At 72.8% G+C, this 25,906-nt stretch carries 21 protein-coding genes and 1 pseudogene; 11 read left to right on the top strand and 11 right to left on the bottom strand.

The genetic code is table 11. The features are described 5' to 3' along the window. Nucleotides 1-10 precede the first annotated feature (10 nt). Nucleotides 11-223 (bottom strand): MbtH family protein, encoded by a 213-nt coding sequence (locus tag ACZ6BG_RS21390; protein WP_469003637.1) that lies wholly within the window; start codon nucleotides 221-223, stop codon nucleotides 11-13. A gap of 5 nt (nucleotides 224-228) precedes the next feature. Beyond that, a complete protein-coding gene (locus ACZ6BG_RS21385; RefSeq protein ID WP_469003636.1) occupies nucleotides 229-7,518 on the bottom strand; it encodes an amino acid adenylation domain-containing protein in 7,290 nt (2,429 codons plus the stop codon). Between the two features lie 123 nt (nucleotides 7,519-7,641). On the opposite strand from ACZ6BG_RS21385, the gene ACZ6BG_RS21380 reads away from it, so the two are divergent. Continuing rightward, nucleotides 7,642-8,832: a M20 family metallopeptidase gene (locus ACZ6BG_RS21380; protein ID WP_469003633.1), complete on the top strand. Its 1,191-nt coding sequence runs from the start codon at nucleotides 7,642-7,644 to the stop codon at nucleotides 8,830-8,832. A 186-nt stretch (nucleotides 8,833-9,018) separates the two neighbouring features. On the opposite strand, the gene ACZ6BG_RS21375 is transcribed toward ACZ6BG_RS21380, so the two are convergent. After that, a complete protein-coding gene (locus tag ACZ6BG_RS21375) occupies nucleotides 9,019-10,020 on the bottom strand; it encodes an ABC transporter substrate-binding protein (protein WP_469003631.1) in 1,002 nt (333 codons plus the stop codon). Between the two features lie 152 nt (nucleotides 10,021-10,172). On the opposite strand from ACZ6BG_RS21375, the gene ACZ6BG_RS21370 reads away from it, so the two are divergent. Together ACZ6BG_RS21370 and ACZ6BG_RS21365 are read left to right on the top strand one after the other, a co-directional pair. Further along, on the top strand, nucleotides 10,173-10,973 hold the full coding sequence (locus ACZ6BG_RS21370) for an ABC transporter ATP-binding protein (RefSeq protein ID WP_469003629.1): 801 nt from the start codon (nucleotides 10,173-10,175) through the stop codon (nucleotides 10,971-10,973). A gap of 144 nt (nucleotides 10,974-11,117) precedes the next feature. After that, nucleotides 11,118-12,002: a fructosamine kinase family protein gene (locus ACZ6BG_RS21365; RefSeq protein WP_469003626.1), complete on the top strand. Its 885-nt coding sequence runs from the start codon at nucleotides 11,118-11,120 to the stop codon at nucleotides 12,000-12,002. A gap of 84 nt (nucleotides 12,003-12,086) precedes the next feature. On the opposite strand, the gene ACZ6BG_RS21360 is transcribed toward ACZ6BG_RS21365, so the two are convergent. Beyond that, nucleotides 12,087-12,833 (bottom strand): phosphotransferase family protein, encoded by a 747-nt coding sequence (locus tag ACZ6BG_RS21360; RefSeq protein WP_469003624.1) that lies wholly within the window; start codon nucleotides 12,831-12,833, stop codon nucleotides 12,087-12,089. Between the two features lie 143 nt (nucleotides 12,834-12,976). Next, nucleotides 12,977-13,363 carry a hypothetical protein gene (locus ACZ6BG_RS21355; protein ID WP_469003622.1) on the bottom strand — a complete coding sequence of 129 codons (387 nt, stop codon included), beginning with the start codon at nucleotides 13,361-13,363 and terminating at the stop codon, nucleotides 12,977-12,979. 269 nt (nucleotides 13,364-13,632) lie between these two features. Here ACZ6BG_RS21355 and ACZ6BG_RS21350 point away from each other — a divergent pair, with 269 nt between their 5' ends. Beyond that, entirely contained in the window at nucleotides 13,633-14,181 is a 549-nt protein-coding gene (locus tag ACZ6BG_RS21350; RefSeq protein ID WP_469003621.1) for a hypothetical protein, read from the top strand. A 100-nt stretch (nucleotides 14,182-14,281) separates the two neighbouring features. Here ACZ6BG_RS21350 and ACZ6BG_RS21345 read toward each other — a convergent pair. Next, nucleotides 14,282-14,557 (bottom strand): annotated as a pseudogene (locus ACZ6BG_RS21345) (helix-turn-helix domain-containing protein); the annotation flags it as partial. Between the two features lie 168 nt (nucleotides 14,558-14,725). On the opposite strand from ACZ6BG_RS21345, the gene ACZ6BG_RS21340 reads away from it, so the two are divergent. Next, nucleotides 14,726-15,451: a Sir2 family NAD-dependent protein deacetylase gene (locus ACZ6BG_RS21340; protein ID WP_469003619.1), complete on the top strand. Its 726-nt coding sequence runs from the start codon at nucleotides 14,726-14,728 to the stop codon at nucleotides 15,449-15,451. Between the two features lie 35 nt (nucleotides 15,452-15,486). On the opposite strand, the gene ACZ6BG_RS21335 is transcribed toward ACZ6BG_RS21340, so the two are convergent. Beyond that, complete coding sequence (locus ACZ6BG_RS21335; protein ID WP_469003617.1) at nucleotides 15,487-15,903, bottom strand: hypothetical protein; 417 nt, start codon at nucleotides 15,901-15,903, stop codon at nucleotides 15,487-15,489. A 231-nt stretch (nucleotides 15,904-16,134) separates the two neighbouring features. Between ACZ6BG_RS21335 and ACZ6BG_RS21330 the strand changes: the two genes are divergently transcribed. From ACZ6BG_RS21330 to ACZ6BG_RS21320, 3 genes are all read left to right on the top strand, one after another. Further along, nucleotides 16,135-16,458, top strand: a complete 324-nt coding sequence (locus tag ACZ6BG_RS21330) for a hypothetical protein (protein ID WP_469003615.1) — start codon at nucleotides 16,135-16,137, stop codon at nucleotides 16,456-16,458. 140 nt (nucleotides 16,459-16,598) lie between these two features. Next, nucleotides 16,599-17,126, top strand: coding sequence for a hypothetical protein (locus ACZ6BG_RS21325; RefSeq protein ID WP_469003613.1), 528 nt, complete (start codon nucleotides 16,599-16,601; stop codon nucleotides 17,124-17,126). Nucleotides 17,127-17,279: 153 nt separating this feature from the next. After that, on the top strand, nucleotides 17,280-17,468 hold the full coding sequence (locus ACZ6BG_RS21320; protein ID WP_468456758.1) for a DUF4236 domain-containing protein: 189 nt from the start codon (nucleotides 17,280-17,282) through the stop codon (nucleotides 17,466-17,468). Nucleotides 17,469-17,522: 54 nt separating this feature from the next. Here ACZ6BG_RS21320 and ACZ6BG_RS21315 read toward each other — a convergent pair whose 3' ends face one another. Next, nucleotides 17,523-19,049 (bottom strand): glycoside hydrolase family 5 protein, encoded by a 1,527-nt coding sequence (locus ACZ6BG_RS21315; RefSeq protein WP_469003611.1) that lies wholly within the window; start codon nucleotides 19,047-19,049, stop codon nucleotides 17,523-17,525. Between the two features lie 213 nt (nucleotides 19,050-19,262). Between ACZ6BG_RS21315 and ACZ6BG_RS21310 the strand changes: the two genes are divergently transcribed. Next, nucleotides 19,263-19,742, top strand: coding sequence for a hypothetical protein (locus ACZ6BG_RS21310; protein ID WP_469003609.1), 480 nt, complete (start codon nucleotides 19,263-19,265; stop codon nucleotides 19,740-19,742). Here the strand turns inward: ACZ6BG_RS21310 and ACZ6BG_RS21305 are convergent. Continuing rightward, nucleotides 19,639-20,430, bottom strand: coding sequence for an inositol monophosphatase family protein (locus ACZ6BG_RS21305; RefSeq protein ID WP_469003607.1), 792 nt, complete (start codon nucleotides 20,428-20,430; stop codon nucleotides 19,639-19,641). The genes ACZ6BG_RS21310 and ACZ6BG_RS21305 overlap by 104 nt on opposite strands. A gap of 184 nt (nucleotides 20,431-20,614) precedes the next feature. Between ACZ6BG_RS21305 and ACZ6BG_RS21300 the strand changes: the two genes are divergently transcribed. Then, entirely contained in the window at nucleotides 20,615-21,496 is an 882-nt protein-coding gene (locus ACZ6BG_RS21300) for an alpha/beta fold hydrolase (protein WP_469003605.1), read from the top strand. A gap of 52 nt (nucleotides 21,497-21,548) precedes the next feature. Here ACZ6BG_RS21300 and ACZ6BG_RS21295 read toward each other — a convergent pair whose 3' ends face one another. Then, the gene (locus tag ACZ6BG_RS21295) at nucleotides 21,549-22,016 is read right to left on the bottom strand and encodes an NUDIX hydrolase (RefSeq protein WP_469003603.1); all 468 of its coding nucleotides are present in this window, start codon (nucleotides 22,014-22,016) and stop codon (nucleotides 21,549-21,551) included. Between the two features lie 139 nt (nucleotides 22,017-22,155). Here ACZ6BG_RS21295 and thpR point away from each other — a divergent pair, with 139 nt between their 5' ends. Next, a complete protein-coding gene (thpR, locus tag ACZ6BG_RS21290; RefSeq protein ID WP_469003601.1) occupies nucleotides 22,156-22,752 on the top strand; it encodes an RNA 2',3'-cyclic phosphodiesterase in 597 nt (198 codons plus the stop codon). An 81-nt stretch (nucleotides 22,753-22,833) separates the two neighbouring features. Here thpR and ACZ6BG_RS21285 read toward each other — a convergent pair whose 3' ends face one another. Next, nucleotides 22,834-25,887, bottom strand: coding sequence for a 3-keto-alpha-glucoside-1,2-lyase-like domain-containing protein (locus tag ACZ6BG_RS21285; RefSeq protein ID WP_469003599.1), 3,054 nt, complete (start codon nucleotides 25,885-25,887; stop codon nucleotides 22,834-22,836). Nucleotides 25,888-25,906 lie beyond the last annotated feature (19 nt).

Below are 25,906 nucleotides of genomic sequence, written 5' to 3'. Positions count from 1 at the left end.
GAGCTGTCCTTCACCGGGCGAGCGCCCCGGCGTCACACGCGGTGATCCACTCCAGCGCGGCGGCGCGCGGGCAGGGCCCGTACCCGACCGTCCAGCCGTCGGGGACGGCTGCGAACAGCGGCCACAGGGAGTGCTGCCGCCGTTCGTTGACGAGGACGACGAAGGCGCTCGTGGGGCCGTCCGCGTCGAAGGGGTTGGCGGGGGCGTCGCCGGTCACGGACATGGGGGTCACTTCTCCAGATGGGTCAGGCGGTCGGCGACCACGCGGGCGATGTGCGCGATCGGCTCGGGCAGGGTCATGTCCTTGTGGGAGCAGGCGACATCGGTGTTGTCGACGCGTCCGCTCACGTAGGGCGTCCAGGTGTCGGGCGTCAGGGCGTCGTCGATGGTGTCGACGGTGGCCCGGAAGAACAGGACGTCGCCGTCGAACCGGCGGTGGTCGTAGCGCCGTACCAGGTCGTTGGTGTTGAGGTAGATGTCGGCGAGGGCCTCGATGGTCGTGGTGGAGAGCGCGGCGAGAGGGCTGTTCTCGCGGTGGAGCACGTCGACGACGTTGGCGGTCGTCAGCGCCTTGCCCTCCAGGCTGTCGGGTCCGTAGCCGCCCATCGTGAGGAGCGATTCGAGCGCTTCGGCGCGGTCGGACTCGGGCAGGTCGCGGAAGCCCTCGGCCGGGTAGGCGTCGAGGATCGCGAGGAGCTGCACCTCTTCGCCCGCGGCCTGGAGGTGGGCCGCCATCGCGTGCGCGATGATGCCGCCGGTGGACCAGCCGAGGAGCCGGTAGGGACCGTGGGGCTGGACCTCGCGGACGCGGGACGCGTAGTGCGCGGCGAGCTCTTCGAGCGTGGCGGGCAGCGGCTCGGCGGCGGTGGCGGGGCCGACGCCCTGGGCCTGGAGGCCGTAGACGGGCACGTCCGGCGGCAGGTGCCGGATGAGGCCCGCGTAGCACCAGCTGAGCCCGCCGGCGGGGTGCACGCAGTACAGCGGGGCGCGGTCCCCGGCCGGGCGCAGCGGCAGCAGGACGTCCAGCGGGTCGTCCTCGCGCTCGGCGTCGAGTACGGCGTCGAGGGCGGCGACGGTGGGCGACTGGAACACGGTGCCGATGGACACGTCGGCGCCGAACGCCGCCTGGACGCGGGCGGCGAGGCGCACGGCGAGCAGCGAGTGCCCGCCGAGGTCGAAGAAGTTGTCCTCGACGCCGACCCGTTCGAGGCCGAGCACGTCGGCGAAGATCACGCAGAGCTGTTCCTCGCGCGGGGTGCGCGGGGCGCGGCCGCCGCCGGTCGCCGCGGGCGCGCCGGGCGCGGGCAGGGCCTTGCGGTCGAGCTTGCCGTTGCCGGTCAGCGGGAGGCGGTCGAGGAGCACGACGGCCGAGGGGACCATGTGGGCGGGCAGGTGCCGGGCGGCGTGGTCGCGCAGTTGGGACGCTTCCATGCCGTCTGCTCCCGGGGTGGGCACGGCGTAACCGACGAGGCGCTTGTCGCCGGGGGTGTCCTCGCGGACGACGACGGCCGCGTCCGCGACGTCGGGGTGCGCGGCGACGACCGCCTCGATCTCGCCGAGTTCGATGCGGAAGCCGCGGATCTTCACCTGGTGGTCGGCGCGCCCGAAGTATTCGAGGGTGCCGTCGGCGCGGCGCCGTGCGAGGTCGCCGGAGCGGTACATGCGGCCGCCGCGCGCACCGAAGAGGTGCGCGTAGGGGTCGGCGACGAACCGGGTGGCCGTCAGGTCGGGCCGTCCCAGGTAGCCGAGGGCCACGCCGTCGCCCGCCACGTACATCTCCCCGGTGACGCCGGGCGGCACCGGCTGGAGGCGGTCGTCCAGGACGTACACGCGCAGGTCGGGGATGTTGACGCCGATGGTGGACGAGGTGGCAGCGGCGGCGGTGGCACGGTCGAGCGGGAAGTAGGTGACGTGCACGGTGGTCTCGGTGATGCCGTACATGTTGACCAGCGTCGGCGCGTCCGCGGCGTGCCGCTCGTACCAGTCGGCGAGCCGCCCGAGCTCCAGCGCCTCGCCGCCGAACACGACGTAGCGCAGCGCGAGTTCGGTACCGGGCGCGTCCTGGTCGGCGGCGGCCAGCTGGTAGAAGGCGGAGGGCGTCTGGTTGAGGACGGTGACGCGCTCCTCGGCGAGCAGGCGCAGGAACGCGCCCGGGTCGCGGCTGGTGAGGTGCGGTACGACGACGACCTTGCCGCCGTAGAGGAGGGCGCCCCACAGCTCCCACACGGAGAAGTCGAAGGCGTAGGAGTGGAACAGCGTCCAGGCGTCGTCGGGGCCGAAGCCGAACCAGTGGTCGGTGGCGGTCAGGAGCCGGGTGACGTTGTGGTGGGAGACCACGACGCCCTTGGGGCGGCCGGTGGAGCCGGAGGTGTAGATGACGTACGCCGGGTCCTCGGGGGTGAGGGGCCCGGTGCGGTCCTCGTCGCGCAGCGGTGTGTCCGCGTACGAGCCGGTCGTGTCGCCGTCGACGGTGATGACCGGAAGGTCGTGGGCGGGCAGCCGGGGCGCGGTGGCCGTGTCGGTGACGACGGCGGCGGGCCGGGCGTCGGCGAGCATGTACGCGAGGCGCTCCGCCGGGTAGTCCGGGTCGAGCGGCAGGTACGCGGCGCCGGACAGGGACACCGCGAGGAGCCCGGTGACGAGTTCGGGCGAGCGGGGCAGGGCCAGAGCCACGATCGAACCCGGGCCGATGGAGCGGGCGGCGAGCAGCCGGGCCAGGCGTTGGGCGCGGGCGGACAGTTCGGCGTAGGTGAGCTGCTGCCCGTCGTGGCTGACCGCGACGCGGTGGGGGTGGCTGCGGGCGGCTTCCTCGTAGCGCTCGGCGAGGGTGGCGGGCTCGGCGTGGCCGCCGGGCAGGGCCTGGGCGTTGCCGTCAACCAGGGCGCGGCGCAGTTCCTCGGGGCCGAGCAGGGGCAGGAGGGCGAGCGGGGTGTCGGGGGCGTCGGCGGCGGCGGTGAGCAGCCGCGCGAGGCGGTCGGCGAGTGCCTGGGCGGTGGCGCGGTCGAAGAGGTCGGTGCGGAATTCGAGGAATCCGCCGATGCCGCCGCCGGGCAGTTCCCCGGCGTTGAGGGTGAGGTCGAACTTGGCGGTGCCGGACGGTACGGCGGTCATGCGGGCGCTGAGGCCGGGGCCGAGCGGGAAGGCGGTGTCGGGGACGGACTGCCAGGCGAGCATGGTCTGGAAGAGCGGGTGCCTGCCCAGGGAGCGGGCCGGGTTGAGCGCCTCGACGAGGTGGTCGAAGGGCAGCGCGTCGTGTTCGTGGGCACCGAGGGTGGTGGCGCGCACCCGGTCGAGCAGGGCGCGGAACGTGGGGTCGCCGGAGGTGTCGGCTCGCAGCACGACGGTGTTGGTGAAGAACCCGACGAGGTCGGCGGTGGCGTCGTCGGCGCGGCCCGCGACGGGCGTGCCGAGGGGGATGTCGGTGCCGCAGCCGTGCCGGGTGAGCAGGGCGGCGAGCCCGGCCTGCACGGTCATGAACACGCTGGTGCCGGTGGCGCGGGCGAGCCGCGTCAGGGCCGTGTGCGCGGCCTCGTCGAGGTGGAAGGGGACGGTGTCGCCCCGGTGCGACGCGACGGCGGGGCGGGGCCGGTCGACGGGCAGTTCCAGCTGGTCGGGCAGTCCCGCGAGGGCCTGCTTCCAGTACGCCAGGTGCCGTTCGGCGAGTGCGGTCGGCGCCTGGGCGGGGCCGAGGAGGCGCTGCTGGTGGGCGGCGTGGTCGGCGTACTGCAGGGGAAGCGGGGCGAACTGCGGGGCGCGGCCCGCGAGCCGGGCGGTGTAGGCCGTGGCGAGATCCCGGGCGAGGGGCGTGGTGGAGGCGCCGTCACCGGCGATGTGGTGCAGGAGCAGCAGGAGGGTGTGCCGGTCGGGGCCGGTGGTGAACAGCGTCGCGCGCAGCGGGGGTTCGGCGGCGAGGTCGAAGCAGTGGCGGACGGCGCCGCCGAGGTCGTCGCCGGGCGCGGCGAGGTGCAGGACCGGCCGGGCCGCCGGGTCGTTTGCGTCGAGGATCCGCTGGCACGGCAGGTCGTCGCAGGCGCCGTCCGCGACGGGATACACGGTCCGCAGCGTTTCGTGGCGCGCGCTCAGGTCGTGCAGGGCCAGCGTGAGGGCGTCCCGGTCGACGGGGCCTTCGAGGCCGAGGGCGAGCGGGATGTTGTACGTGGCGCTCGGGCCCTCCAGGCGGTGGAGGAACCAGAGCCGCTGCTGGGCGGGCGACAGGGGCAGGTCGCCGGTGCGGGGGACGGGGGTGACGGCCGCGCCGGGGTTCGCGGGCGCGGTCTTCTGGTCCTCGCCCGGGGTGCCTTCGGCCTCCCGGGCCCGGACGAGCGCCGCGAGCCCGGCGGGCGTGGGGGTGCGGAAGACGTCGGCGAGGGAGACGGCGGCGTGGAAGGTCTCCCTGACGCGTGCGGCGAGCCGGGCGGCGAGCAGCGAGTGCCCGCCGAGGTCGAGGAACCCGGCGTCGGGGGCGACCGGGCCGTCGAGGCCGAGGAGGTCCGCGAAGAGCCCGCGGATGGTGTCGGTGTGCGGATCGGCGGTGGCGGCCGCAGCGTCGGGCGTGCCGGCGGCGGGGGTCTCCGGCTCGGGCAGGGCGCGGTGGTCGAGTTTGTCGTTGGCGGTGCGCGGCAGCGCGTCGAGGAGGGTCACGGTCGCGGGGACCATGTGCTCGGGGAGGACGGCGGCCAGGTGGTCGCGCAGGGTGGCGGGGTCCGGGCCGGTGGCGAGGTCCACGCCGATGCCGGGGCCCGCCCCCGCGCCGGTGCGCGGCACCGCGTACGCGAGCAGCCGCTTGCCCGTGACGCCGTCGCGGGCGATGACGGCGGCCTGCGCCACGTCGGGGTGCGCGGCCAGGACGCTCTGGATCTCGCCGAGTTCGATCCGGAAGCCCCGGATCTTCACCTGGTCGTCGGTGCGCCCCAGGAACTCCAAGGTGCCGTCGGCCCGGCGGCGCACCAGGTCCCCGGTGCGGTACATGCGGCCGCCCGGCACGCCGAACGGGTCCGCCACGAAGCGCTCGGCGGTCAGGTCGGGCCGTCCGAGGTAGCCGCGGGCCAGGCAGGCGCCCGCGACGTACAGCTCCCCGGCCACGCCGTCGGGCGCGGGGCGCAGACTGGAGTCGAGGACGTAGGTGCGGCTGGCGCGCACGGGCCGCCCGTCGGCGTCGGCGCCGGTCCAGTAGTAGGCGTCGACGGTGGTCTCCGTGGGCCCGTACAGGTTGAGAGGATGCAGTCCCGCGACGGCGGACAGGCGCCGCCACAGGGGCTCCGGCACGGTCTCGCCGCCCACGACGAGGACGGCGGGGTGGTGTCTGCCCTCGTCGAGCAGGCCCTCGGCGAGCAGGGCCTCCGCGTAGGAGGGCGTGACGTCGAGGTAGTCGACGCGGTGGGCGTCGACGTAGGCGGTGAGGGCCGCCGGGTCGCGGTACGTCACGTCGTCGAGCAGGTGCAGTTCGTGGCCGTGGACCATCCACAGGACGGGGTCCCAGGACGCGTCGAAGGCGAACGAGGCGCTGTGGGCGACGCGCAGGCGGGCGCTGCCGGTGCGGGCGACGGCCGGGGCGATGTGGTCGCTGCCGTGGCTCGCGAGGAGGTTGGCCAGGGAGGCGTGGGTGACGACGACGCCCTTGGGGCGGCCGGTGGAGCCGGAGGTGTGGATGACGTAGGCGGCGCTGTCCGGGGCGGGCGCGGCCGCGGGGACCAGGGCGGGTCTCGCCGCGAGCGCGGCCCGCACTCCGGGCTCGTCCAGGGCGAGTTCGGGCACGGTGTGCGACGGCAGCGCGGCCAGGGTGTCGGTCGTGCCGAGCACGCACACGGGCCGGGCGTCCGCGAGGACGGCGCGGGTGCGGGCGGCGGGGTGGCCGAGGTCCAGGGGCTGGCAGACTCCGCCCGCCTTGAGGACGGCGAGCAGGGCGACGACCATGTCGATGCCGCGCGGCAGGGCGAGGGCGACGGGAGTCTCGGCGGTGACACCCCGGGCGGCCAGTTCGTGGGAGAGCCGGTTGGCGGCGGCGTCCAGCTCGGCGAACGTGAGGGCCCGGTCGCCGCAGCGCACGGCGACGGCGTCGGGGGTGCGGGCGGCCTGCGCGGCGAAGGCGGCGGGCACGGTCGTCGTCGCGGGCTCCTCGGTCCGGCCCGACGTCACGCGGCGCACCTCGTCGGCGGCCATCAGGTCGAGGGCGGCGAGGGGGCGGTGCGGGTCGGCGAGGAGCTGGTCGGCCAGGGCGCGCAGGAGGTGCTGGAACGCGGCCTGGTGGCGGGTCAGTTCATCGGCGTCGTAGCGGTCTGCGGCGGCGTCGAGGCTGAGGGCGAGGCCGCCGTCGCGGCTGGGCCAGGCCCCGATCGCCAGGTCCTCCACGGGGCCCGCGGCGAGATTGCGCACGACGCCGGGCAGGCCCGCGAAGTCGAGGGGCTCGCCGTCGAACGGCTTGACGTTGACCATGGGGCCGGTGAGGGGCGCCGCCGCGGAGCCGAGGCCGAGGTCCCGGCGCAGGTCCGCCTGCGGGTAGCGCTGGTGGCGGCGCACGGCGCGGATCTCCAGGACGACGCGGCGCAGCAGTTCCGCCGCGCTGTCCTGGGGGCGGACGGCGAGGCGCAGCGGCAGCACGTTCACCGTCATGGCGGGGGTGCGCAGGGCGGCGGGACCGCGGCGGTTGGTGACGGGCAGGCCGAGCACGACCTCAAAGGCGCCGGTGATCCGGTGCAGGTAGGTGGCGGCGGCGGCCACGACGAGCTCCGCCCAGGTGGCCTTGGCGGCGGTGGCGGCGGCGGAGATCCGGTCGAGGCCCGCCAGTTCGGCCGTCGCCTTGCGGAGTTCGCCGGCGGCGCCGGTCGCGGGGCGCCCGGAGAGGGTCACGGGCGCGGGGGCGTTCGCCATGCGCTCCGCCCAGAACGCCCGGTCGGTGGCGAGGCGGTCGCTGGCCAGGTACTGGGCCTCGTCCTCGACGAGTTCCCGCAGGGGCGCGAAGCGGCAGGCGGGAGCGGGTGCTTCGGGGTCGGCCGTGAACGCGGTGTACAGCTCGGCGACGCGGCGGCCGATCAGCTGGAGGGCGTAGGCATCGACGGCGATGTGGTGGACGCGCTGGTACCACCAGGTGCGGTCGTCGGCGATCCGGATGAGGGCCTGCGTCATCAGGCCGTGCTCGTCCCCGGCGCCCCCAGCGTCTCCGGCGTCCCCGGCATCGGCCGGGCGGGCCAGGTCGGCGCGGATCCAGGCGTCGGCGGCCTCCTCCGGCCGGTTCTCGGCGCGCAGGTCGATCCGGTGCACGAGCATGTCCGTCGCGTACGCCGCGTCCCGTACCCACTGCCGCGGCTCGCCGTCCACCTCGGTCACGCGCAGGCGGAGCGTGTCGGCCTCCGCGACGGTCCGGCGCACGGCGCGCTCCAGCCGATCCTCGTCCAAGGCCCCGTGGATCTCCATGAGGTCCGCGGTGTGGAACGCGGCGCCGCCGGGATCCAGTTGCTGCGCGTAGTGGATACCGGCCTGCGGCGTCAGCAGCGGGAACACGTCGTCCGGACGCGGATGCATGCGTACAACTCCTCGGGGATCGAGCGCACCGGACCACCAGCGCGAAGTTAGGTAAGCCTAAGCTATGTTCTCGGGGGCGATGACGCGAACCGTTCCGTCCGCCCCCGCACACGAAGAGGACCGATGCCACACCCCACCCCCGGCGAAGCCGCAGCGACACAAGGCGCCACCACCGCACCCGACGGCCTCAAGTCCGCCGTGCAACAGCGCGTCGACGCGCACCGCGACGACCTCGTCGCCCTGAGCCGCCGCATCCACGGCCACCCGGAGACGGCCTTCACCGAGCACCGCGCCGCCGCCTGGTGCGCCGAGGCCCTGACGGCGGCCGGATTCGCGGTCGACTCCCCCGCGTACGGCCTGGACACCGCGTTCTCGGCAGCCATCGGCTCGGGGCCGCGGACGGTGGCGATCGTCTGCGAGTACGACGCCCTGCCGGACCTCGGGCACGCCTGCGGCCACAACCTGATCGCCGCCGCGGGGGTCGGCGCGGCCCTCGCGCTCGCCCCGTTCGCCGACGAACTCGGCCTGCGGATACGGGTGCTCGGGACGCCGGCCGAGGAGCGTGGCGCGGGCAAGGCCCTGATGCTCGACGCCGGGGCGTTCGACGGGGTGGACGCCGCGATGATGGTGCACCCGTGCCCGTTCGAGATGTCCGACTTCCGATCGTTCGCGCTCGGCACGCTGTCGGTCACGTACACCGGCCGCGCCGCGCACCCCAGCCTCAACCCGCACGAGGGCCGCAACGCCGCCGACGCCCTGACCGTCGCGCAGGTCGCGCTCGGCCTGCTGCGCCAGCACCTGCCTCCGCGGTGGCGGGTGCACGGCATCACCACGGAGGCGGGCACGAGCCCCAACGCGGTCCCGGTCCGCGCGACCGCCTCGTACGAACTGCGGGCGCTGGCCGCCGAGGACCTCGCCGAGCTGCGCGCCCGTGTGGAGGACTGTTTCCGCGCCGGGGCGCTTGCGACTGGATGCGACGTCACGCTGGAGCGGCCCGAGCCGGACTATCTGGACTTCCGCGGCGACCCCGCGCTGATCGAGCTCTGGACGCGCAACGCGCGGGCGCTCGGGCGGCCGGAGCCGGTGGAGCGCCCGCCGTTCGCCTGCACCGACATGGGCAATGTGTCGCACGAGGTGCCGTCCATCCACCCGGTGCTCGACATCAGTGGCGGCGCCTGCGGCCCGCACGAGCCGGAGTTCGCGCAGGCGGCGCTGTCCCCGGCGGGGGAACGAGCGCTCCTTGACGGGGCGACGGCGATGGCGTGGACGGCGGTGGACTTCGCCCGCGCCGCCGGGGAGACACCCGGCGGCTGACGTCCATGTGGCCTGGCGTGGCCGCTCCCCGGGCTCCAGCGGGAAGCGACCACGGCCACATGACGGCCCATCGGGACCGATCAGCGACCGGCTGCCGACGGCATGTCAGGACTCACAGAACCCTCAGGCGTCTCAGAACCCTCAAGGCCCCCAAGACCCTCAATGCGCTCAAGGTCCCCAAGACCCTCAGGACTTGGACAGCGCCTTGGTGATGTCCTTCAACACGACGTCGCTGGCCAGCGGCCCGCCGCGGGTGGACCAGACCGACCCGTTCACGGTCACGACATGATTCTTCTTGACGGCGCCGAGCTCCTTGTACGCGGGCTTGGACTGGACGTCCTTCAGGGCCTTCTCGCCGTCGGACGTCAGGGTCGAGAGGAACAGCCAGTCGCCGTCGATCTGGTCGATCTTCTCCAGGCTCAGCGACGGGGTGTGGGCGTTGCCGTCCTTGTTCTGCGCCTTGGGCCGCTTCAGCCCCATCTCCAGGGCGACGCCGCTGGCGAACTGCTTCTTCTCCATCCAGCTGGGGCCGTCCGGGTTCCAGCGGACGATGGACACCTCGGCGCCCTTGTTGGCGCCGAGCTTCGCGCCCGCGGCCTTCGCGGCGGCCTCGTGGTCAGCGATGACCTTGTTGGCCTTGTCCAGCTTGTTCACGGCGTTGCCGATGCCACGGAAGGAGAGCTTCCACTCGTCGGCGGGCGCCATTGTGACCAGGGTGGCCGGGGTGATCTCGCGGAGCTGCTTGAGGACCTGCTCGTCCTGCATGTCGCCGGCCAGGATGAGGTCGGGCTTGGCGGCGACGACCTTGTCCATCACGGGCTGGAGCAGATTGCCGACGACGTCGATGTCCTTGACCTTGTCGGCCAGGTACGCCGGGGGCTTGTCGAGGCCCTGGCCGTTGGTGATGCCGACCGGCTTGACGCCGAGGGCGAGCACCGCGTCCAGGTCCTCCTGGGTCAGGGTGACGATGCGCTTGGGGTGCGCGGGGACCTTGACGGTGCGACCCGTGGCGTCCTTCACCGTGCGCGTACCGGAGGCCTCGCCCGCCGAGGCACCCTTGGAGTCCTTCTTGTCCGAGCCGGAGTCGGAACCGCATCCGGTCAGCAGCAGCGCGGCCGCCCCGAGGGCTGCGACTGCCTGCGCCGCGCGGCGCGGCACGAGGGGAAGGGATCTGCGGGGCAGGTTCATCGAGGGCTCCGTGTTCAATGGGACATGACTGGGCCGGGGCGCGCGCAGCCATCCGGCCGCGCCATCCCACGACGCAGAGACTAAGGTTAGCCTTACCTTACAGTTGCGAGGCAAGGGGTTGCCTCATCCCCCCGGGAAGGACGAGGCACACCGTGGAACTGCGCGTCGAGCGAGTCACCGCCGGATACGCCGGTCGCACCGTGGTCGACGAGGTCGACCTCACGATCGGCTCCGGCCAGGTGGTGGCCGTCGTCGGCCCCAACGGCTGCGGCAAGTCGACCCTGTTGCGGACGATGGCCCGGCTGCACACGCCGGAGTCGGGCCGGGTCCTCGCCGGCGACACGGACGTGTGGCGGCTGCGCCAGCGCGACGCGGCGCACCGCATCGCGCTGCTCCCCCAAGCCCCGCAGGCACCCGAGGCGGTCACGGTCGCGGGTCTCGTACGCTACGGCCGCCACCCGCACCAGGGCCTGTTCCGCCAGTGGTCCCGCGAGGACGAACAAGCCGTGACCAAGGCGCTGCACGCCACCGGCACGACCCCGCTGGCCGAGCGCCGCCTCGACGAACTCTCCGGCGGCCAGCGCCAACGCTGCTGGCTCGCCATGGTCCTGGCCCAGGAGACCCCGGTGGTCCTGCTCGACGAGCCGACCAGCGCACTCGACATCGGCCACGCCGTGGAGGTCCTGGACCTGGTGCGCGACATCGCCGCGGGCGGGCGCACCGTCGTGATGGTCGTGCACGACCTCGCCGCCGCGGCCCGCTACGCCGACACCGTCGTCGCGATGCGCGACGGCCGCGTCGTGGCGTCCGGCCCGCCGCGCGAGACCATCGACGCGGACCTGGTCCGGGAGTTGTACGGCATCGACACGGAGATCCTCTTCGCGCCGTCCGACGGCGCTCCGGTCGTCGTGCCGACCGCGCGGGTGGCGGCGACGGCCGGGGACAGCCGCTAAGGGCCCGGGGCGCATGCGATGGCCGGACGGGTGGCTCGACGCGGTGGCCGGATGCACCGACGGAACCACGGACCGCCCCCGGCCGCCCCCTCCCACTGCCCTCTGGCTCCCTCAACTCGCCCGCACCGGAAGGGATTCGACGACGTGACACCCCACGCAGAGCCCGACCACCCGGCCGAGAGCCCGGCGGCCGCGGCCACCCGCCTCACCGGCCACGCGGCGTCGGCGCAGCGCCCGTTGTCCGGAGCGCTCGCCGAAGTCGCCCTCGACGGCGGGCAGTCGGTCGTCGTCAAGCGCGCCGACGCGCCGGGCGCGGTGCGGGCCGAGGCGGCCGGGCTGCGCTGGCTGGCCGCCTCCGGCACGGTGCGGGTCCCGGCCGTGCGCGGGCACGACCGGCGCTGGCTGGTGACCGACCGCGTACCGCAGGGCGCGCCGACCGCCCGGGCGGCCGTCCGGTTCGGCCGCGACCTGGCGGCCCTGCACGCCTCCGGCGCCCCCGCGTTCGGCGCGCCGCCGCCCGACGGCACCGAGGACGCCTACATCGGACTCGCCCCCATGCGGAACGTCCCCGGCGACGACTGGCCGCGCTGGTACGCCGAGCACCGGGTGCTCCCCTACCTTCGCCGCGCCGTCGACGACGGGACGGTGCGCCCCGCCGAGGCCGACGTGGTCGAGCGGGCCTGCGCACGGCTGCCCGAACTCGCCGGGCCCGCGGAGCCGCCCGCCCGGCTGCACGGCGACCTGTGGAACGGCAACGTCCTGTGGGGCGCCGACGGGCAGGCCTGGCTGATCGACCCGGCCGCGCACGGCGGCCACCGGGAGACCGACCTGGCCATGCTCGCCCTGTTCGGCTGCCCACACCTCGACGACGTACGGGACGGCTATCAGCGGGAGGCCCCGCTCGCCGACGGCTGGCGCGCACGCGTCGGCGTGCACCAGTTGTTCCCGCTGCTGGTGCACGCCGTGCTGTTCGGCCGGGGCTACGCCGAGCAGGCCGTCGCGGCGGCACGGGCCGCGCTCACGAACTGACCTGCCCCAGGAGCCGGGTTTCGGCTCGGGGATGGCCTGCTCGATGTGTCAGAACGCATGCGGAGCGGTCGGGCCCGCGCAGCCTCACATCCGAGATCTCAGCACGTCGACCTCGCAGCCCGGCGCGAAGGGGTCGAAGCCGTGCCCGGTCAGCCAGCGGACTGCCAGCAGGCTTCGCAACGACCACCACGCGTGGATCACGTCGAGGTCGATGCCGGTGCCATAGCCGGCGATGACGTCGTCGAGGTGCTCCTCATGTCCGAGCGTGAAGGTGGCGAGGTCGTACAGGGCGTCACCCTGACCCGCCTCGGACCAGTCGATGATGCCGGTGACCTCGTCGCCGTCGACGAAGACGTGTGCGATCTGCAGGTCTCCGTGCGTGAACGCCGGAGTCCACGGCCGGAGCGCCGCCTCGGCGACCTGGCGGTTGCGGGTGACCAGGTCGGCGGGCAGGACACCGTTCGCCACGAGCGACTCGCACTCGTCGTCGAGTTCCGCCGCCAGCGCGGCGCCGCTCCGCCCGGCCCGGCCCGAGCGGGGCGGCAGGGGCGCTTCGTGCAGCTTCCGGATGGCGGCGCCCGCCGCGGCCCACGCCCCCGGCGACCCGGTCGACGGCCCGCCGAGGCGCCCCAGCGTCGTCCCCGGGAGTGCGGCGATCGCGAGCACGGGCGGCTTGCGCCACAGGACCTCCGGGGTCGGGACCGGTGCGAGGGACATCGCCTCGACCTCGGCGTCCATGCGCGCCTGGTCGGCGTCCACCTTCAAGAACACGTCACCGACGCGCAGCGTCGCGCGCTCGGAATGGGCGACGACGACGTTGACCTCATCCATGGGCGACCAGTATCCCGGGGATGGTTGCCGACGTCGCCAGGTTTATCGCGTGCGGAGACGCGGCTGGCCACGTCCCGCTCCCGGCGTCCTCGGCCACGACACCGACCGGCGACCAGGCCCAGCCCACCGCTCTTGTCGAAGCCCTACGCGGGCACCCGCCGCCCCCTCTTGGTCGCGCCGTCCGTCACGGCGACCCCCAGTCCGCCGGCGACGGCCTTCCGAGGTGCTTCGTCGATCGGCACCACGGCCCGTACCGCGCCGAACGCGGCCGCCGTGGCCCTGCGAGCGATCTCCTGGGTGGTGCCGTCCGCCTCGGTCCACTGAGAGGTGAGTTCGCGGTAGTCGTCGACGGCCGCCTCGACGGCCTTGGTCATGCGGCGGTGCAGGGCGATCTCGCGATCGGCGGCGGGGCGGGCGTAGAGCGCGCGTATCGCGGCGCGGAGTTCGGCGGCCTCGTCGGGACGTATGGCGTGCTGCTCGCTGCGGTCGACGAGGTGCAGAAGCTGGTGGAGAGCGTAGTGCTCGTTCATGGGTCGCCTCCTGTTGTGGGCCGCCGAGACAAGTGCCCGCCGCCGTGAAGCGCGACGAGCATGATCCACGCATACCCCCGGATCGCGTCGCCGCACCCCGATCGGGGAGAACTTCTGTCCGTGGGAGCGCTCCGACCGGTTCCGCACCCCTTGGAGCGGAACACCGGCTGATTCCGGTCTGCCCGGAAAGGCTCATTCCTCCCTCCTGTCCCCCTCATTCCCCTGGAAGTCTTCCGACGTCCCTTCAGCCGCACCCGTAAGGAGACTTCATGAGCAGAACCCGTAGCGGTCTGACGGCTCTCGCCGCCACCGCAGTCCTCGCGCTGACCCCGGTCGGGCTCGGCCTGACCTCGGCGCACGCGGCCCCGGCCGCGTCCGCCACCGGCAGCACGGCGAGCATCGCGTCAGGGGTGAGGGCGAGCGACACCGACACGGTGATCCGTGGGACCAGCGCCCTGGAGCGCGGCCAGGCGTGGCACTCGCCGGACGGCCGGACCACGCTCGCCATGCAGACCGACGGACACGTCGTGCTCTACCACGACGGCTCCGCGATCTGGACGGCCCCGGGCAGCTACGGCATCGGCAACACGCTCTACATGCAGGCCGACGGGAACCTGGTCGTGTACGACGCGGCCATGCGACCGGTGTGGAACAGCCGCACCCACAACCACCCGGGCGCCCACCTGGCGATCCAGAACTCCGGGAACCTGGTCGTGTACCAAGGCGGCACCCCGCTGTGGTGGTCCAACCACCGCCCCGGCACGGGCCCGGTCGACCCGCCGGAGTGCCGGCCGACACCGCACCAGCTCTGCCCCTAGCCCTCCGCCAGTTCCCGCCCCACCGCCCCCACTTGCTCCTCCTGCGTGAGGGCGGCACACGCCCCGCCCCGGCCGCGGTCGTACGCAACCGGGCTCGGTACGCGGTCGGCGCGACCCCCAACTGCTGTGGGAACACCCGCCGCGGCGACTCCGACGACCCGAACCCGGCACGCCGGGGGACCTCTTCGACGATGTCGGGCCCGGCCTCCAGCAGAGCCCGGGCGGCCTCGAGGCGGACGGCTTCGACGTGCTGCCCGGGCGTCATGCCGGTCTCGGCACGGAAGAGACGGCCCCGGTGCCTGGCACTCACCCCCGCCTGGCGGGCCAGCAAGTCGAGGCTGTGGTCGTGCGCGGGGTCGGCGGTGACGGTGTCCATGACCTGGCGCGCGACCGTCCGCTTCCGTACCTCCAGGATCACGTCGGCATGAGGACGGCGCCATGGCTGTCCGGCCAGGTATCCCACAGATCGGGACATCGGGGCGGGCAGCCGTGCCCCCGTATAACCCATGGCCCGGACCGAGCCCCCCGGCCTAGGCTCGACGCCATGAGCAAGCCCCTCATCGCCCTCCTCAGCGGAGCCGGCATCTCCACGGACTCCGGCATCCCGGACTACCGCGGGCCCAACGGCCTGTGGCGGCGCGACCCCGAGGCGGAGAAGCTCGTGACGTACGAGTACTACATGGGCGACCCGGAGATCAGGCGCCGCTCGTGGCAGATGCGGCGCGCCAACCGCACCCTCCAGGCGGAGCCCAACGCGGCGCACCACGCGGTGACCGCCCTGGAGCGCTCCGGGGTGCCGGTGCGCGTCATCACGCAGAACGTGGACGGCCTGCACCAGCTCGCCGGGATGCCCGACCGCAAGGTCCTTGAGCTGCACGGCACCGCCCGCACGGTGATGTGCACCGCGTGCGGGACGCGCGGCCCGATGACGGACGTGCTGGCCCGCGTCGAGGCGGGCGAGAGCGACCCGCCGTGCCTGGAGTGCGGCGGCGTCCTCAAATCCGCGACGGTGATGTTCGGCGAACGTCTCGACCCGGCGGTCCTCGGCGAGGCCGTGGCCATCGCCGAGGCCTGCGACGTGTTCATCGCGGTCGGCACCACCCTTCAGGTGCAACCCGCCGCCGCCCTCGCGGGCCGCGCCGCCGAGCACGGCGCCCGCCTGATCATCGTCAACGCCGAGCCGACGCCGTACGACGACCAGGCCGACGAGGTCGTACGCGAGCCGATCGGGACGGCACTGCCCTCGCTCCTGGAACGGATCGCCGACTAGGCAGCGCCGTCGGCCGACGAGCCGGCTCCGGAACCTCAGCCGAGCGTGTTCCTGCCGCAACTGCCGTGCGCGGTGCCGAGGATCCGGGAAGCCTGCTTCCCGGTGAGCCGAAGTTCCCGCTTGGTCTTCTTCGCCTGGTCGACGAGGTCCTGTCCGCGGGCGACGCAGAGCGCGTTGCCATGGGTGACGAGCACGTCGTCGTTGATGCGGTCCAGGTCCGGGTAGTGGTCCCGGATCGTCTTGAGGTAGAGCTTGGCTGACAGCCCCTTCAGCTCGCGTACGTCAGCGGGGGCCGCCGATGGGCTCCCGGACGGGGTGGCCGAGCCGGACGCGGACTCGGCCGTCGGTGTCGCCGGGGTGCTCGACCCACGGTCATCGGACGGGCCGCACGCCGAGGCGCCGAGAGCGGCGAGGACGAGACCGGCGGCGAGCAGGGGCAGACGCTTGTGCATGAATCTCCTGGTACAGAGGTGAACCTGGAGATTCTCCCCCATGTCCGGCGCGCCCCACGACTGCGTTTGCTCGTGGAACGACGGCGGGCTGCCACCCACTGATCACGACGTGATGGGGCACCGCGCCCCGCGTGGCTTGTTCACGCCTTCCCGGCCTTCCGCGCCGCGCGATGTGGCATCGTAGATCAACTGTTGATCCGGGCCTCTGAGCGTCCACGTAGGGGGATTTATATGCGCTTTCGTACCGTCGCGGCCTCCGCCGCACTCGTCCTCTCCGCCACGACGGGCGCAGCGGCCTGTTCCTCCTCGTCCGATGCCGCGGACACCACCCGGCCCGCCGGTCCCTCCGCCCCCGAGAAGCCTGCCGCCGCCGAGGACTTGAAGGGCCGTATCGAGACGGGCAAGCGCCAGGCGGGCGCGCCGAAGGCAGCGGGGCAGGACGCGACGGAGTGTGCGACCTCCGCCGCGGAGATCCCGGAGAAGTGCGCTCTCGACGTCTCGTTCACCGAGAGCACTGACGGCGAACCGGCTGCCGGAGCGCCTGTCACGCGGTGAGTGAGGGACTTCCCGCACAAGCGACTTCCCGCCCGCAAGGAGCCCCTTCCGCCGCATCCGAAGATCCATTAACCTCACACCTCGTTCACAATTGAAACAGTGACCTCGAATCAGAGGTCTGGGGGCGGGGGTAGCGGATCATGCGTGTGAACTGGCGAGTGAAGTTGAGCGTTCTCGCAGGTGCGTCGGCACTTGCGGTCTCGGTCGTCGTTGCGGCGCCCGCACTGGCCGACGAGGCACCGGGGGGCCTGCAGGAAGTGCAGATGCCGGCAGATGTGGAGATCCTCGAGGGGGTCGCCCCGGCGCCCGAGGCCGCCGTTCCGTTCACGGGAGCCGCGCTGAAGGCCGCCGCCGCGTCCGACGCGTGCCTCGGATCGACCTCCGCCTACGGCGCCAGGGGTTGCTTCCAGCACAGCGGCGACATCGTCTGGGCCCGCGACACGGAGAAGGACGGCATGTCCGCGGCGATCGGGATCTACACCGATTACGGCCGGCCCGCCGCGGTCTGTGTCAACAAGCTCGGCGTGGACACCTGGGCGACCTGCAACAAGGACTACCGCGAAGACGGGAAGGTGCGTCTGCGGGTCATGCGCTACGACGGCGGCAACGGCAAGTTCTACCAGCCCGAGACATGGTCCGGCTGGATTCCGGTCGACGGGCAGTACTGACTCCGGACGCGTCGGGGCATTGTCACGGCCTGGCTACGGGATCGGTCGGGAACCGCTCGGGCCAGGAGGCGTGCGCGAGGGTGTTCGGGACGGGGTATGCACCGGGCCGAGGGCCAAGTCCTCGGCCGGTCATAGGAGTTCGAGGAGTCGACCATGTCCATCACGTTCCGCAAGTCGTTCCGGGTCCTTCCTGGGGTCCGCGTGCACATCAACGGCCGCAAGTGGTCGATCACGCTGGGCGGGAGGCGCGGGCACCACACGATCAACTCCGACGGACGGCGTTCGTCGTCGTTGGATCTGCCGGGGTCGATCCATGTCCGGCGCGACCACCACCGGCACTGAGCACGCGCCACCCCCGAGGAAGGGCGTCGCCGCCAAGAGTCCGCCGCGGCCGCCTCAGCCCGGCCGTACCGTCACGACCACGTCGGTACCACCGGGCGCCCCCACCCACACCTGACGCGCCCGCCCGGGCGGCACGCTCCGCGCACTGGCCCACGCCCCCCGGCCCGACACCGTGATCCGCCAGCCGGTGGTGCTCGGCGGCAGGGACAGCACGCTGTGGCCCGGCCGCTTCGCCGCCCGGTAGGCGAGGCGGTACGTGCCGCGTTCCGCGTCGTGCCCCTCGGCCCGCACGGCGCCCGCGACGGCGGGGGCGTACGGCGTGGCGGTGCGCTCCTTGTTCGTACGGAAGCGTCCTTCCCGGTCGAGGGCGCAGTAGCCGCCGCCGTAGCACCAGACGTAGGCCGCCCACCCCGATGAGTAGCGGGTGAAGGAGGCGAGCGCGTCGTCGTGGAAGCGGCGCATGTTCGGCAGGCCGCTGTTCAGCGGGCCCCACTCCCCCACGACGACCGGGATCGACTGCTCTCGGGGGTAGGCGGTGACGGCTTTCTCGTACGCCGTGATCCAGCCCGCTGCAGGGTCGTAGTCGGCGCCCGCCTCCATCGCGGTGTTGTAGAAGTGCGGTGCGTACACGACCCGTTGGTCCTGGATGCGGCCGAGGCCGGTGGGTACGCCTTCGCCGACGATCGGGGTCGGCTCGACGAACAGCCAGTTCGAGCGGTCCCGGGTGCGGATCGCGTCGGCGAGACGGTTGTACATCGGGGTGAGGTGCGTGGCCTCGATGCGGCGGGCGGCGGTCGCCAGGTCCTCGCCTTCGCGCAGTTCCCCCATCGGCTCGTTGATCAGGTCGTAGCCGAACACGGCGGGGTGGGTGCCGAAGCGGTCGGCGAGGAGGCGCCACATGCGTTCCTGGGCGCGCCGCAGGTCCGCGTCCTCGTAGAGATGGGTGAAGGCGCGCTGGACGGCGGGCTCGAAGTACTCGGCGAACCAGTCGTCGGGGTGCGGGGTGAAGGGCAGGCCGTCGGTGCGGGTCGCCCACTCCGGGATGCCGCGGTGGCCGAACGCGGGCCCGAACACGTCCTGATGGGCGTCGATGACGACGTGAATCCCGTGCCGGTGCGCCCAGTTGAGGATGCGTCGGATCTTGCGCAGGTACGACTCGCTGTACTGGCCGCGCCGCGGCTCCAGGTCGTCCCAGAAGACCAGCAGGCGGGCGAAGTTGAAGCCGTTGGCGCGCAGGTCGGCGAAGTGCCGTTCGGTGATGGCGCTCAGGGCGTCCTCGCCGGTGTGCTGCTTGTCCTCGACGTTCCAGCCGCGGAGGGTGAGGGCGCGCCCCCGGTCGTCGGTGAGGCGGGGGATGCCGTCGGCGGACGGGGCTGCGGGCGCAACTGCCTTACCGGTCAAGGACGATGGCCCGCTGCGCGCGCCGTCCCCGACCTTCCGGTTCGGGGCGGCAGGGGCCAGGCCCGCGCCCAGCAGCGCGGTGGTGATCAGCGCGACCAGGGCCACCAGGCCAAGGCGGTGTGTGCGGCGCCCGCCCAGGACGCGCGAACTCTCTCCCCGGACGCACGAGCGTCTCCCCATGGCGCATGCCCCTGACTGCGGAAGGCGTACGAAGCCTCCACACTGACGGATGAACGGGCCTTGGTCCAGGACACTCTCAGAACTGCTCGTTCCCGCGCGTACGAGGCAGGGCGGCCCGCCGCCCTTCGCCACGGGCGGCTCCGTTGATGTCTCGGGCGTGGAGGACGGAGTGGTGTACGCGGCGGTCCTGCTCGCCTCCTCACGGGCGACGACGTGGCGATCGACGACGCGGAGCGGTTCAGCGTGATTCTCCTGTCGACCCTGCACGGCATCGCCGCCCTCGCCGCCCTCGCCGCCTGGCGCACCTACCGGGCGCTGCCCCTGCTCATCGACGTGGAGGTCGCCCGCGACCTGGAGCAGGAGACGGGCCTGTCCATGGCCGACTACGACGTCCTGGCCGCCGTGACGGCGCCGGCCTCCGCCGACACCTGCATCCGCGTCAGCCGCCTCGCCGCCCACCTGCACTGGGCACACAGCCGCCTCTCACTGCACCTCGGCCGCATGGAGCGCTGCGGCCTCGTCGCGAACACGCCCGCGCCCGGGGGCGAGACATGCCCGCCCCGTGTGAAAGGGGAATCCGGCGGCTGTCTCAGCCTCGGATCATCGACATCAGCAGCCCATGGGTCTCGGCGTCCGCCGCCGCCACAAGTCCGCGGCCCCCTTGCCCGATCGGGGCGCCGTCGACCCCTGTGACCACGCACCCCGCGGCCCGGCACAGCGCGATGCCGGCCGCGAAGTGCACGCTCCCCGACAGGTCGCCGCCGTCGGTGACGTACGCGGCGCGCTTGCCCGCCGCGACCCAGGCCAGCGCCAGCGTCGTGGACACGACCCGCGGCCGGAACCGCCCGCCGAAGTCGGGGTGGGCCAGCAGGTCGACGGCCCAGAACCCGGGGGCGCTCGGGAACGGCGGGTCCAGATTGACGTCCACCAGCTGTGTGGCGGGCGTCGGCTCCAACGGGGTGTCGACACCGTCCTGCCGCACCCAGGCGGAGGTTCCGTCGGTGCAGAACACCTCGGCGCCGAACGGGTCGGCCACCGCCGCCGCCCCGTCGCGCAGCGCCACATTCACGGCCACCAGCATGTTGCCGACGGCGTAGTTCAACGTGCCGCACAAGGGGTCCACCAGCCACCGGCGCGCGGCGTCGTCGGCGCCGTGCCGCCCGCCCTCCTCGCCGAGCACCGCGTCATCGGGCCGCGCGGCACGGATGACGTCGAGGATCGCCTCCTCGGCCTGCACATCGGCGGCGGTGGCGAAGTCCCCGGCACCCTTGTCGATCCGGGAGAGCCGCTGCCCGTACAGGGTGCGCACCACCTCCGCGCCGGCGCTCGCCCCGGCTGTCGCAACCTCGACATCCGTAGCATCCACATACGAGTTGATCATGCCGCGCAGACTATCGCCGCCCGCCTTCCCCTCCCCCTCCCCCTCCCCCGGAGCCGGCCGGCCGGTTGATCCCCGGGACCGTAGGGCCTGTCCGACGGATCATGCGCAGAGCCAGAGGGGTATGTGCAGGTCACCCGCCGATATTCTGGGTGCGCTCCTTGGGCGGCCATGACAGGCTCCGTCTATGTCGATCGTTGACGTGTCCCCTGAGGTATCCATCGCGTACGAGAGCTTCGGCGACCCCGGAGACCCTCCAGTCCTGCTCGTGATGGGTTTCGGCGCGCAGATGCTCGCCTGGCACGAGGACTTCTGCCGAGCACTGGCAGACCGCGGGCGTTACGTGATCCGGTACGACAACCGGGACTGCGGACTGTCCACCAAGTTTGACGATCATCCTGTGGACATGGGCAAGTTCATCGCCGCCGTCAGCTCGGGTGACCTTCCCGCCGCCCTCGCGATGGTTCCCTATCGGCTGCTCGACATGGCGGACGACGGCCTGGGCCTGCTCACCGCGCTCGGTGTCGAACGGGCCCACGTGGTCGGCGCCTCAATGGGAGGAATGATCGCCCAGACGATGGCCCTCTCCCGCCCGGAGCGGGTGCTGACCTTGACGTCGATGATGTCCTCGACCGGCGAGAGTGAATACGGCCGCCCCAGCCCGGAGGCCCAGTCGGTGCTGTTCAGCCCCAAGCCCGCAGACCGTGAGGGGTACGTTGCGGCGGCGGAGCGGGAACTGGTGTGGGCCTCCAAGAGATACGGCGACGCCGTGGCCTTGCAGGAGCTGGCCGCCGCGAGCTACGACCGCGCCCACTACCCCGCAGGGACCGGACGTCAGCTCGGCGCGATGATCCTCAGCGGTTCACGGGCGGATTCCCTTCGCGAACTGCGGGTGCCGACGCTGGTGATCCACGGCCTGGACGACACGCTGATCGATCCAAGTGGCGGGAAACGCACCGCGGAGCTGGTGCCCGGCGCCGAACTCCTGCTGGTCCCCGACATGGGCCACGACCGCCCGCGCGCACTCTGGCCCCAGCTCATCGATGCCGTGGTGGCCCACACCGGGTGAGCAAGCACGTCCGGTCCCATGTGCCGTCCGCCGACCACCCCAGCCTCGCTCCTCAGGCACCCAGAAGCACGGCCAGCCTCTCCAGGAACGCCCGCTGCCCCGCCACGAGCTTCTCCCCCGCCCGGTCCAGCGGCAGCCAGGCCACCCGGTCGAGCTCCGGGAACTCCTGGACACGGCCCGAGCCGCGCGGCCACTCCATGCGGAACGTGCCGGGGACCACCGTCTCCGGGTCGAGGTCGGCCTCGACGGCCCAGACGGTCACGGTCTTGCCGCCCGCCTGCCGCACCTCGCCCAGCGGCTGGTAGGGCCCGGCGGGGGCGGGCAGGCCGAGTTCCTCCTCGAACTCCCGCACCGCCGCGGCCAACGGCTCCTCCTCGTCGCCGTACTCACCTTTGGGAATCGACCAGGCCGCCTGGTCCCGGCGTGCCCAGAACGGTCCGCCCATGTGTCCGACGAGCACCTCGGGCACCGGGCCCGGGCGGCGGTGAAGGAGCAGTCCGGCGCTGCGGCGGCCGGTCATGACGGCGTGTCGTGTGGGGGCTGCATGTCAGCGGACCCTACGCCCGCGTCGGCGACGGAGCGGGGCCGGACGCGGCTCCTCCAGGGTCCACGGCGGGGCCGATGGCCGTCGCGTCACCCGAGTGCGGTACGAACTCTCTGTGAACCAAGAGATCCAACCCGAGACCGTGCGTGTGTTCATCGCGCTCGCCCCGCCCGACGACGCGAAACAGGAACTGGCACGGGAACTCGGCCCCGCCTACCGCGCGCACCCCCGGATGCGTTGGAACCGCATCGAGGACTGGCACATCACCCTGGCGTTCCTCGGCGAGGTCCCGCCCACGGCCGTCGCGGTGCTGCGCCCGCCGCTGGCGGACCTCGCGGCCGCCCACCGCCCCCTCACCCTGGTGCTGCGCGGGGGCGGGCACTTCGACGAGCGGGTGCTGTGGAGCGGCGTCGACGGCGACCTCGACGAGCTGCGTCTGCTCGCCGCCGACGTGCGTGCCGTGGTCAAGGAGTGTGGAATCCGCTTCGCGGAAAGGCCGTTGCGCCCTCATCTGACACTGGCCCGGGCCCGCCGCGACACGCCTTCGTGCGCGGTCGAGGCCGCCGCCGGACTCAGCGGTTTCACCGGCCGCCCCTGGCAGGCCGAGCGTCTGCACCTGGTCGCCAGCAACTTCGGCCGCGGTCCGGGGCCCATCCGCTACCGGGACGTCGACGCCTGGAGCTTCGCCGGCGAGGGCCATCACGCCGGTTAGCCTGCCCCCGTGCCGAAAGCCCGGTTGCGCGAGGGGCCTCTCACGTCCCCTCGCGCGACCGGGCCCCGTGGGCCGCGAGGCCTACAGCGGCTGTACCGAGATGTTCCGGTACCGCACCGCGTTCGCGTGGTCCTGCAGCCGGACGGCGCCCGCCGTCGGGCCCTCGGGATCACCCGCTCCCGTCGGTCCGTCGATCGCCACGTCGTCGTGGACCTTGACGCCGTTCCACACCAGCGTGAGCCGGGCGTCGTCCGTCTTCTTGCCGCTGTCGTCGAAGCGGGCGGCGCGGAAGGTGATGTCGTACGTCTGCCAGGTTCCGGGCGGCTTGGCCGCGTTGGTGTCCGGGGCCTTCTTCTTGTAGATCGCACCGGCCTCGTCGTTGGCCGGGGAGTCGTCGCCGTAGGAGTCCAGGATCTGGATCTCGTAGCGCTCCTGGAGGTACACGCCGCTGTTCGCGCGGTCCTGGCCGGTCACGTCCGGCGGCAGCTTCGGCAGCCAGAACTCGACGTGCAGCTTGAAGTCCTGGTACGCCTGCTTGGTGCGGATGTCGCCGCAGCAGACCTCCATCGCGCGGTCCCCGACGAGCGGCCACTGCGGGGTGCGGCCGTCGGTGTGCTGCCACGGCGAACGGTCGGCGCCGTCGAAAAGGGTGGCTCTGGAGCCCTGGGGGTGGACGGCCAGCAGATCGAGGTTCAGGTGGCCGGTGTCGCCCTCGTCATGGCGGTACGTGATGGTGTTGGCGCCCGCCCGCAGCTTCAGCCGTTCGGTGTGGGTGGACCACTTGTCCCAGGTGCCGGTGGAGAGGAGCTTCGCCTGCCGCACCTTCTCGCCGTTGACGTGGACGCTCAGCGTCTTGGTTCCGGCCTCGGGATACGGGCCGTTGGCGTACCGCAGGCCGACGTCATAAGTGCCGGCCTTCTTCGCCCGGACGTCGAAGGTGGTGGCGGCGCCCTTGGTGCCGTAGCCGTCGACGAAACCGCTGCCGGAGTACGCGGCGTGGTTGCTGTTCGTCCTGGCACCGCCGTCGAGCCGGGCCTCCTCCGCCTCGTACAGGGACTGCGGGGCGGGCTTCGCTCCGGGGATGCGGTTCAGTGTGTACCACGCCTCGGTGGACCACAGGCTCTTGCCGTCCTCGGCGGTGAAGGGGCGGGGCGAGCGCACATGGACGACGCGGTCGGGCTTCAGGCCCGGGATCTCCAGGGTGACCCTCTTGCGGTCGGACGAGAGCGTCGCCGAGCGCACCGGCAGGATCTCCTCGTCCACCTTGGGGCCCCCGTACGCCGCGGTCGGTACGTAGCGCCACTGGGCCACCTGGTAGCGGGCGGCGAGTTTCTCGGCCGTCGCCTGGGACACCGGCTTGGTGTACTCCATCTCGAAGCCGGTCCTCGTGGCGCGCATGGCCTTGATGTCGAAGGCGTCGTCGCCCTGCGGCGTCAGCTTCTGCAGACCGTGCTTCAGCTTGCCCGGCTGGCCCCAGTTGCCGCCGGCGCCCAGACCACCGGCGTACAGGGCGCCGTCGGGGCCCGTGCTGATCCGGTTGACCCCGGCCTCCAGGCCCTGCGTGAAGCGGAAGACCGCGCCCTGGTACTCGCCGCCGACCTTCTCCAGGGACGCGCGCTGCACACCGCCGTAGGTCACGTCGCCGAAGAGCAACTGCCCCGCGAAGGTGCCCTCCTTCAGGAGGACCGGGGTGCTCGGCGAGTTGCCGATCTCGTTCTGCGGCAGCCACAGCACGGGCCGCGTGACGGGCTTGTCGTCGAACGGTCCGTCGGGGTTCGTGTGATGGTTGAAGAAGCGGCCCTGCTTGACGTGCAGGAGCTTCGACGACGGCAGCCAGCCGCCCTGGTTGTCGGTGGCGAAGAGCTCGCCGTCGGGTCCCCAGCCGATGCCGTTGGGGGTGCGCAGGCCGCCCGCGACGTAGGAGACCTCGCCGGTCGCGCGGTTGACCTTGATGGTCGTGCCGCGGTTCTTCGCGGGCTGCGGGTCGGTGGTGGCGCCGCCGAGGTCGATCGCGACGGACAGGTTCAGATAGAAGAAGCCGTCCCGGTAGAGCAGGCCGAAGGCGAACTCGTGGAAGTTCTTGCCGAACGGCCAGGTGGCGACGGTCTCGTAGGCGTCGGTGACGTCGTCGCCGTCGGCGTCCTTCAGCCGGGTCAGCTCGTGTTTCTGGGAGACGTACAGCGAGCCGTCGACGTACTTGAGGCCCATCGGCTCCTTCAGTCCCTCGGCGACCTTCTTGGTGGTCACCTTGTCGGGGCCGGTGCTGCCGGTGACGTTGTCGAGGAGGTGGACCTCGCCCTTGGTGTTGTCGGTGCCGCCCCACGTGGCCACGGCGAGACGGCCGTCGGGCAGCCAGTCCATCGCGGAGACCTGCGGCTCGAACCCCTTGGGCCTGAGGTCGGTGAGCCGGTAGTCGGGGTGGACGCCGTTCAGCGGCAGTCCGTCGCCCGGTGTCTCGGTGGAGTTCGCGCACTCCTTGCGGCCCGGCGCGGTCACGCGTACGACGCCCTTGTCGGTGCTGAGGACCGAGTTCGGCACGACGGCGAAGTCACCGGCGCCCGGCGGCTTCCAGACGAGCGTGACCTGCTGTTCGCCGCCTGCCTCGAAGTGCTCGATGAGCAGGGCGTGGTACCCGGCCGTCAGCTCGACCGAGCCCTCCTTGGGGCTCGGCGCGTGCTGGCCGTCGTGGTCGACGACCCGCTTGTTGTCGATCAGCAGCCGGGAGCCGTCGTCGCTGGTGAGGCGGAAGGTGTAGGTGCCGTCCCGCGGGACGTTCAGGTTGGCGATGGTGTGCGAGACGAAGTTGTCGGCGAGGCCGCCGAAGTCCGCGGCCTCCTTCCAGTCGACGACCGGCTTCAACTCGTCGACGTTCGGGGTCTGCCCTGGCTTGAGCTCGCACAGCTTGTTCAGGGGCTGCTGCATGTCGTAGACGCGCTGGGTGACCCCCGGCTCCTGGGGCGGGAGTTCGACGAAGGGGCTCGGATCGTCGGCGGTGGGGGCGGAGGCCGGTGCCGAGGCGGGGGCCGCCCAGGCGGGTCCGGTGACTCCCGTGGCCCCGGTGAGTCCGGCGAGGAGGGATCCGACGGCCAATAAGCTCAAGCGAGTACGGAATCTTCGGTACGACCGTGCGCTCATTGCTGCTCCCGGCAGGTGA

It is taken from the genome of Streptomyces sp. NPDC041205 (assembly GCF_055591765.1).
The sequence above is the reverse complement of the archived record's forward strand: the minus strand, read 5'-3'. Positions and strand labels throughout refer to the sequence as shown.

Bases quoted from the DNA above. Each gene is read 5' to 3' on its own strand.
- ACZ6BG_RS21390 (WP_469003637.1), bottom strand. From the start codon at position 223: ATGTCCGTGACCGGCGACGCCCCCGCCAACCCCTTCGACGCGGACGGC.
- ACZ6BG_RS21385 (WP_469003636.1), bottom strand. From the start codon at position 7,518: ATGCATCCGCGTCCGGACGACGTGTTCCCGCTGCTGACGCCGCAGGCC.
- ACZ6BG_RS21380 (WP_469003633.1), top strand. From the start codon at position 7,642: ATGCCACACCCCACCCCCGGCGAAGCCGCAGCGACACAAGGCGCCACC.
- ACZ6BG_RS21375 (WP_469003631.1), bottom strand. From the start codon at position 10,020: ATGAACCTGCCCCGCAGATCCCTTCCCCTCGTGCCGCGCCGCGCGGCG.
- ACZ6BG_RS21360 (WP_469003624.1), bottom strand. From the start codon at position 12,833: ATGGATGAGGTCAACGTCGTCGTCGCCCATTCCGAGCGCGCGACGCTG.
- ACZ6BG_RS21355 (WP_469003622.1), bottom strand. From the start codon at position 13,363: ATGAACGAGCACTACGCTCTCCACCAGCTTCTGCACCTCGTCGACCGC.
- ACZ6BG_RS21350 (WP_469003621.1), top strand. From the start codon at position 13,633: ATGAGCAGAACCCGTAGCGGTCTGACGGCTCTCGCCGCCACCGCAGTC.
- ACZ6BG_RS21340 (WP_469003619.1), top strand. From the start codon at position 14,726: ATGAGCAAGCCCCTCATCGCCCTCCTCAGCGGAGCCGGCATCTCCACG.
- ACZ6BG_RS21335 (WP_469003617.1), bottom strand. From the start codon at position 15,903: ATGCACAAGCGTCTGCCCCTGCTCGCCGCCGGTCTCGTCCTCGCCGCT.
- ACZ6BG_RS21330 (WP_469003615.1), top strand. From the start codon at position 16,135: ATGCGCTTTCGTACCGTCGCGGCCTCCGCCGCACTCGTCCTCTCCGCC.
- ACZ6BG_RS21325 (WP_469003613.1), top strand. From the start codon at position 16,599: ATGCGTGTGAACTGGCGAGTGAAGTTGAGCGTTCTCGCAGGTGCGTCG.
- ACZ6BG_RS21320 (WP_468456758.1), top strand. From the start codon at position 17,280: ATGTCCATCACGTTCCGCAAGTCGTTCCGGGTCCTTCCTGGGGTCCGC.
- ACZ6BG_RS21315 (WP_469003611.1), bottom strand. From the start codon at position 19,049: ATGGGGAGACGCTCGTGCGTCCGGGGAGAGAGTTCGCGCGTCCTGGGC.
- ACZ6BG_RS21305 (WP_469003607.1), bottom strand. From the start codon at position 20,430: ATGATCAACTCGTATGTGGATGCTACGGATGTCGAGGTTGCGACAGCC.
- ACZ6BG_RS21300 (WP_469003605.1), top strand. From the start codon at position 20,615: ATGTCGATCGTTGACGTGTCCCCTGAGGTATCCATCGCGTACGAGAGC.
- ACZ6BG_RS21295 (WP_469003603.1), bottom strand. From the start codon at position 22,016: ATGACCGGCCGCCGCAGCGCCGGACTGCTCCTTCACCGCCGCCCGGGC.
- ACZ6BG_RS21285 (WP_469003599.1), bottom strand. From the start codon at position 25,887: ATGAGCGCACGGTCGTACCGAAGATTCCGTACTCGCTTGAGCTTATTG.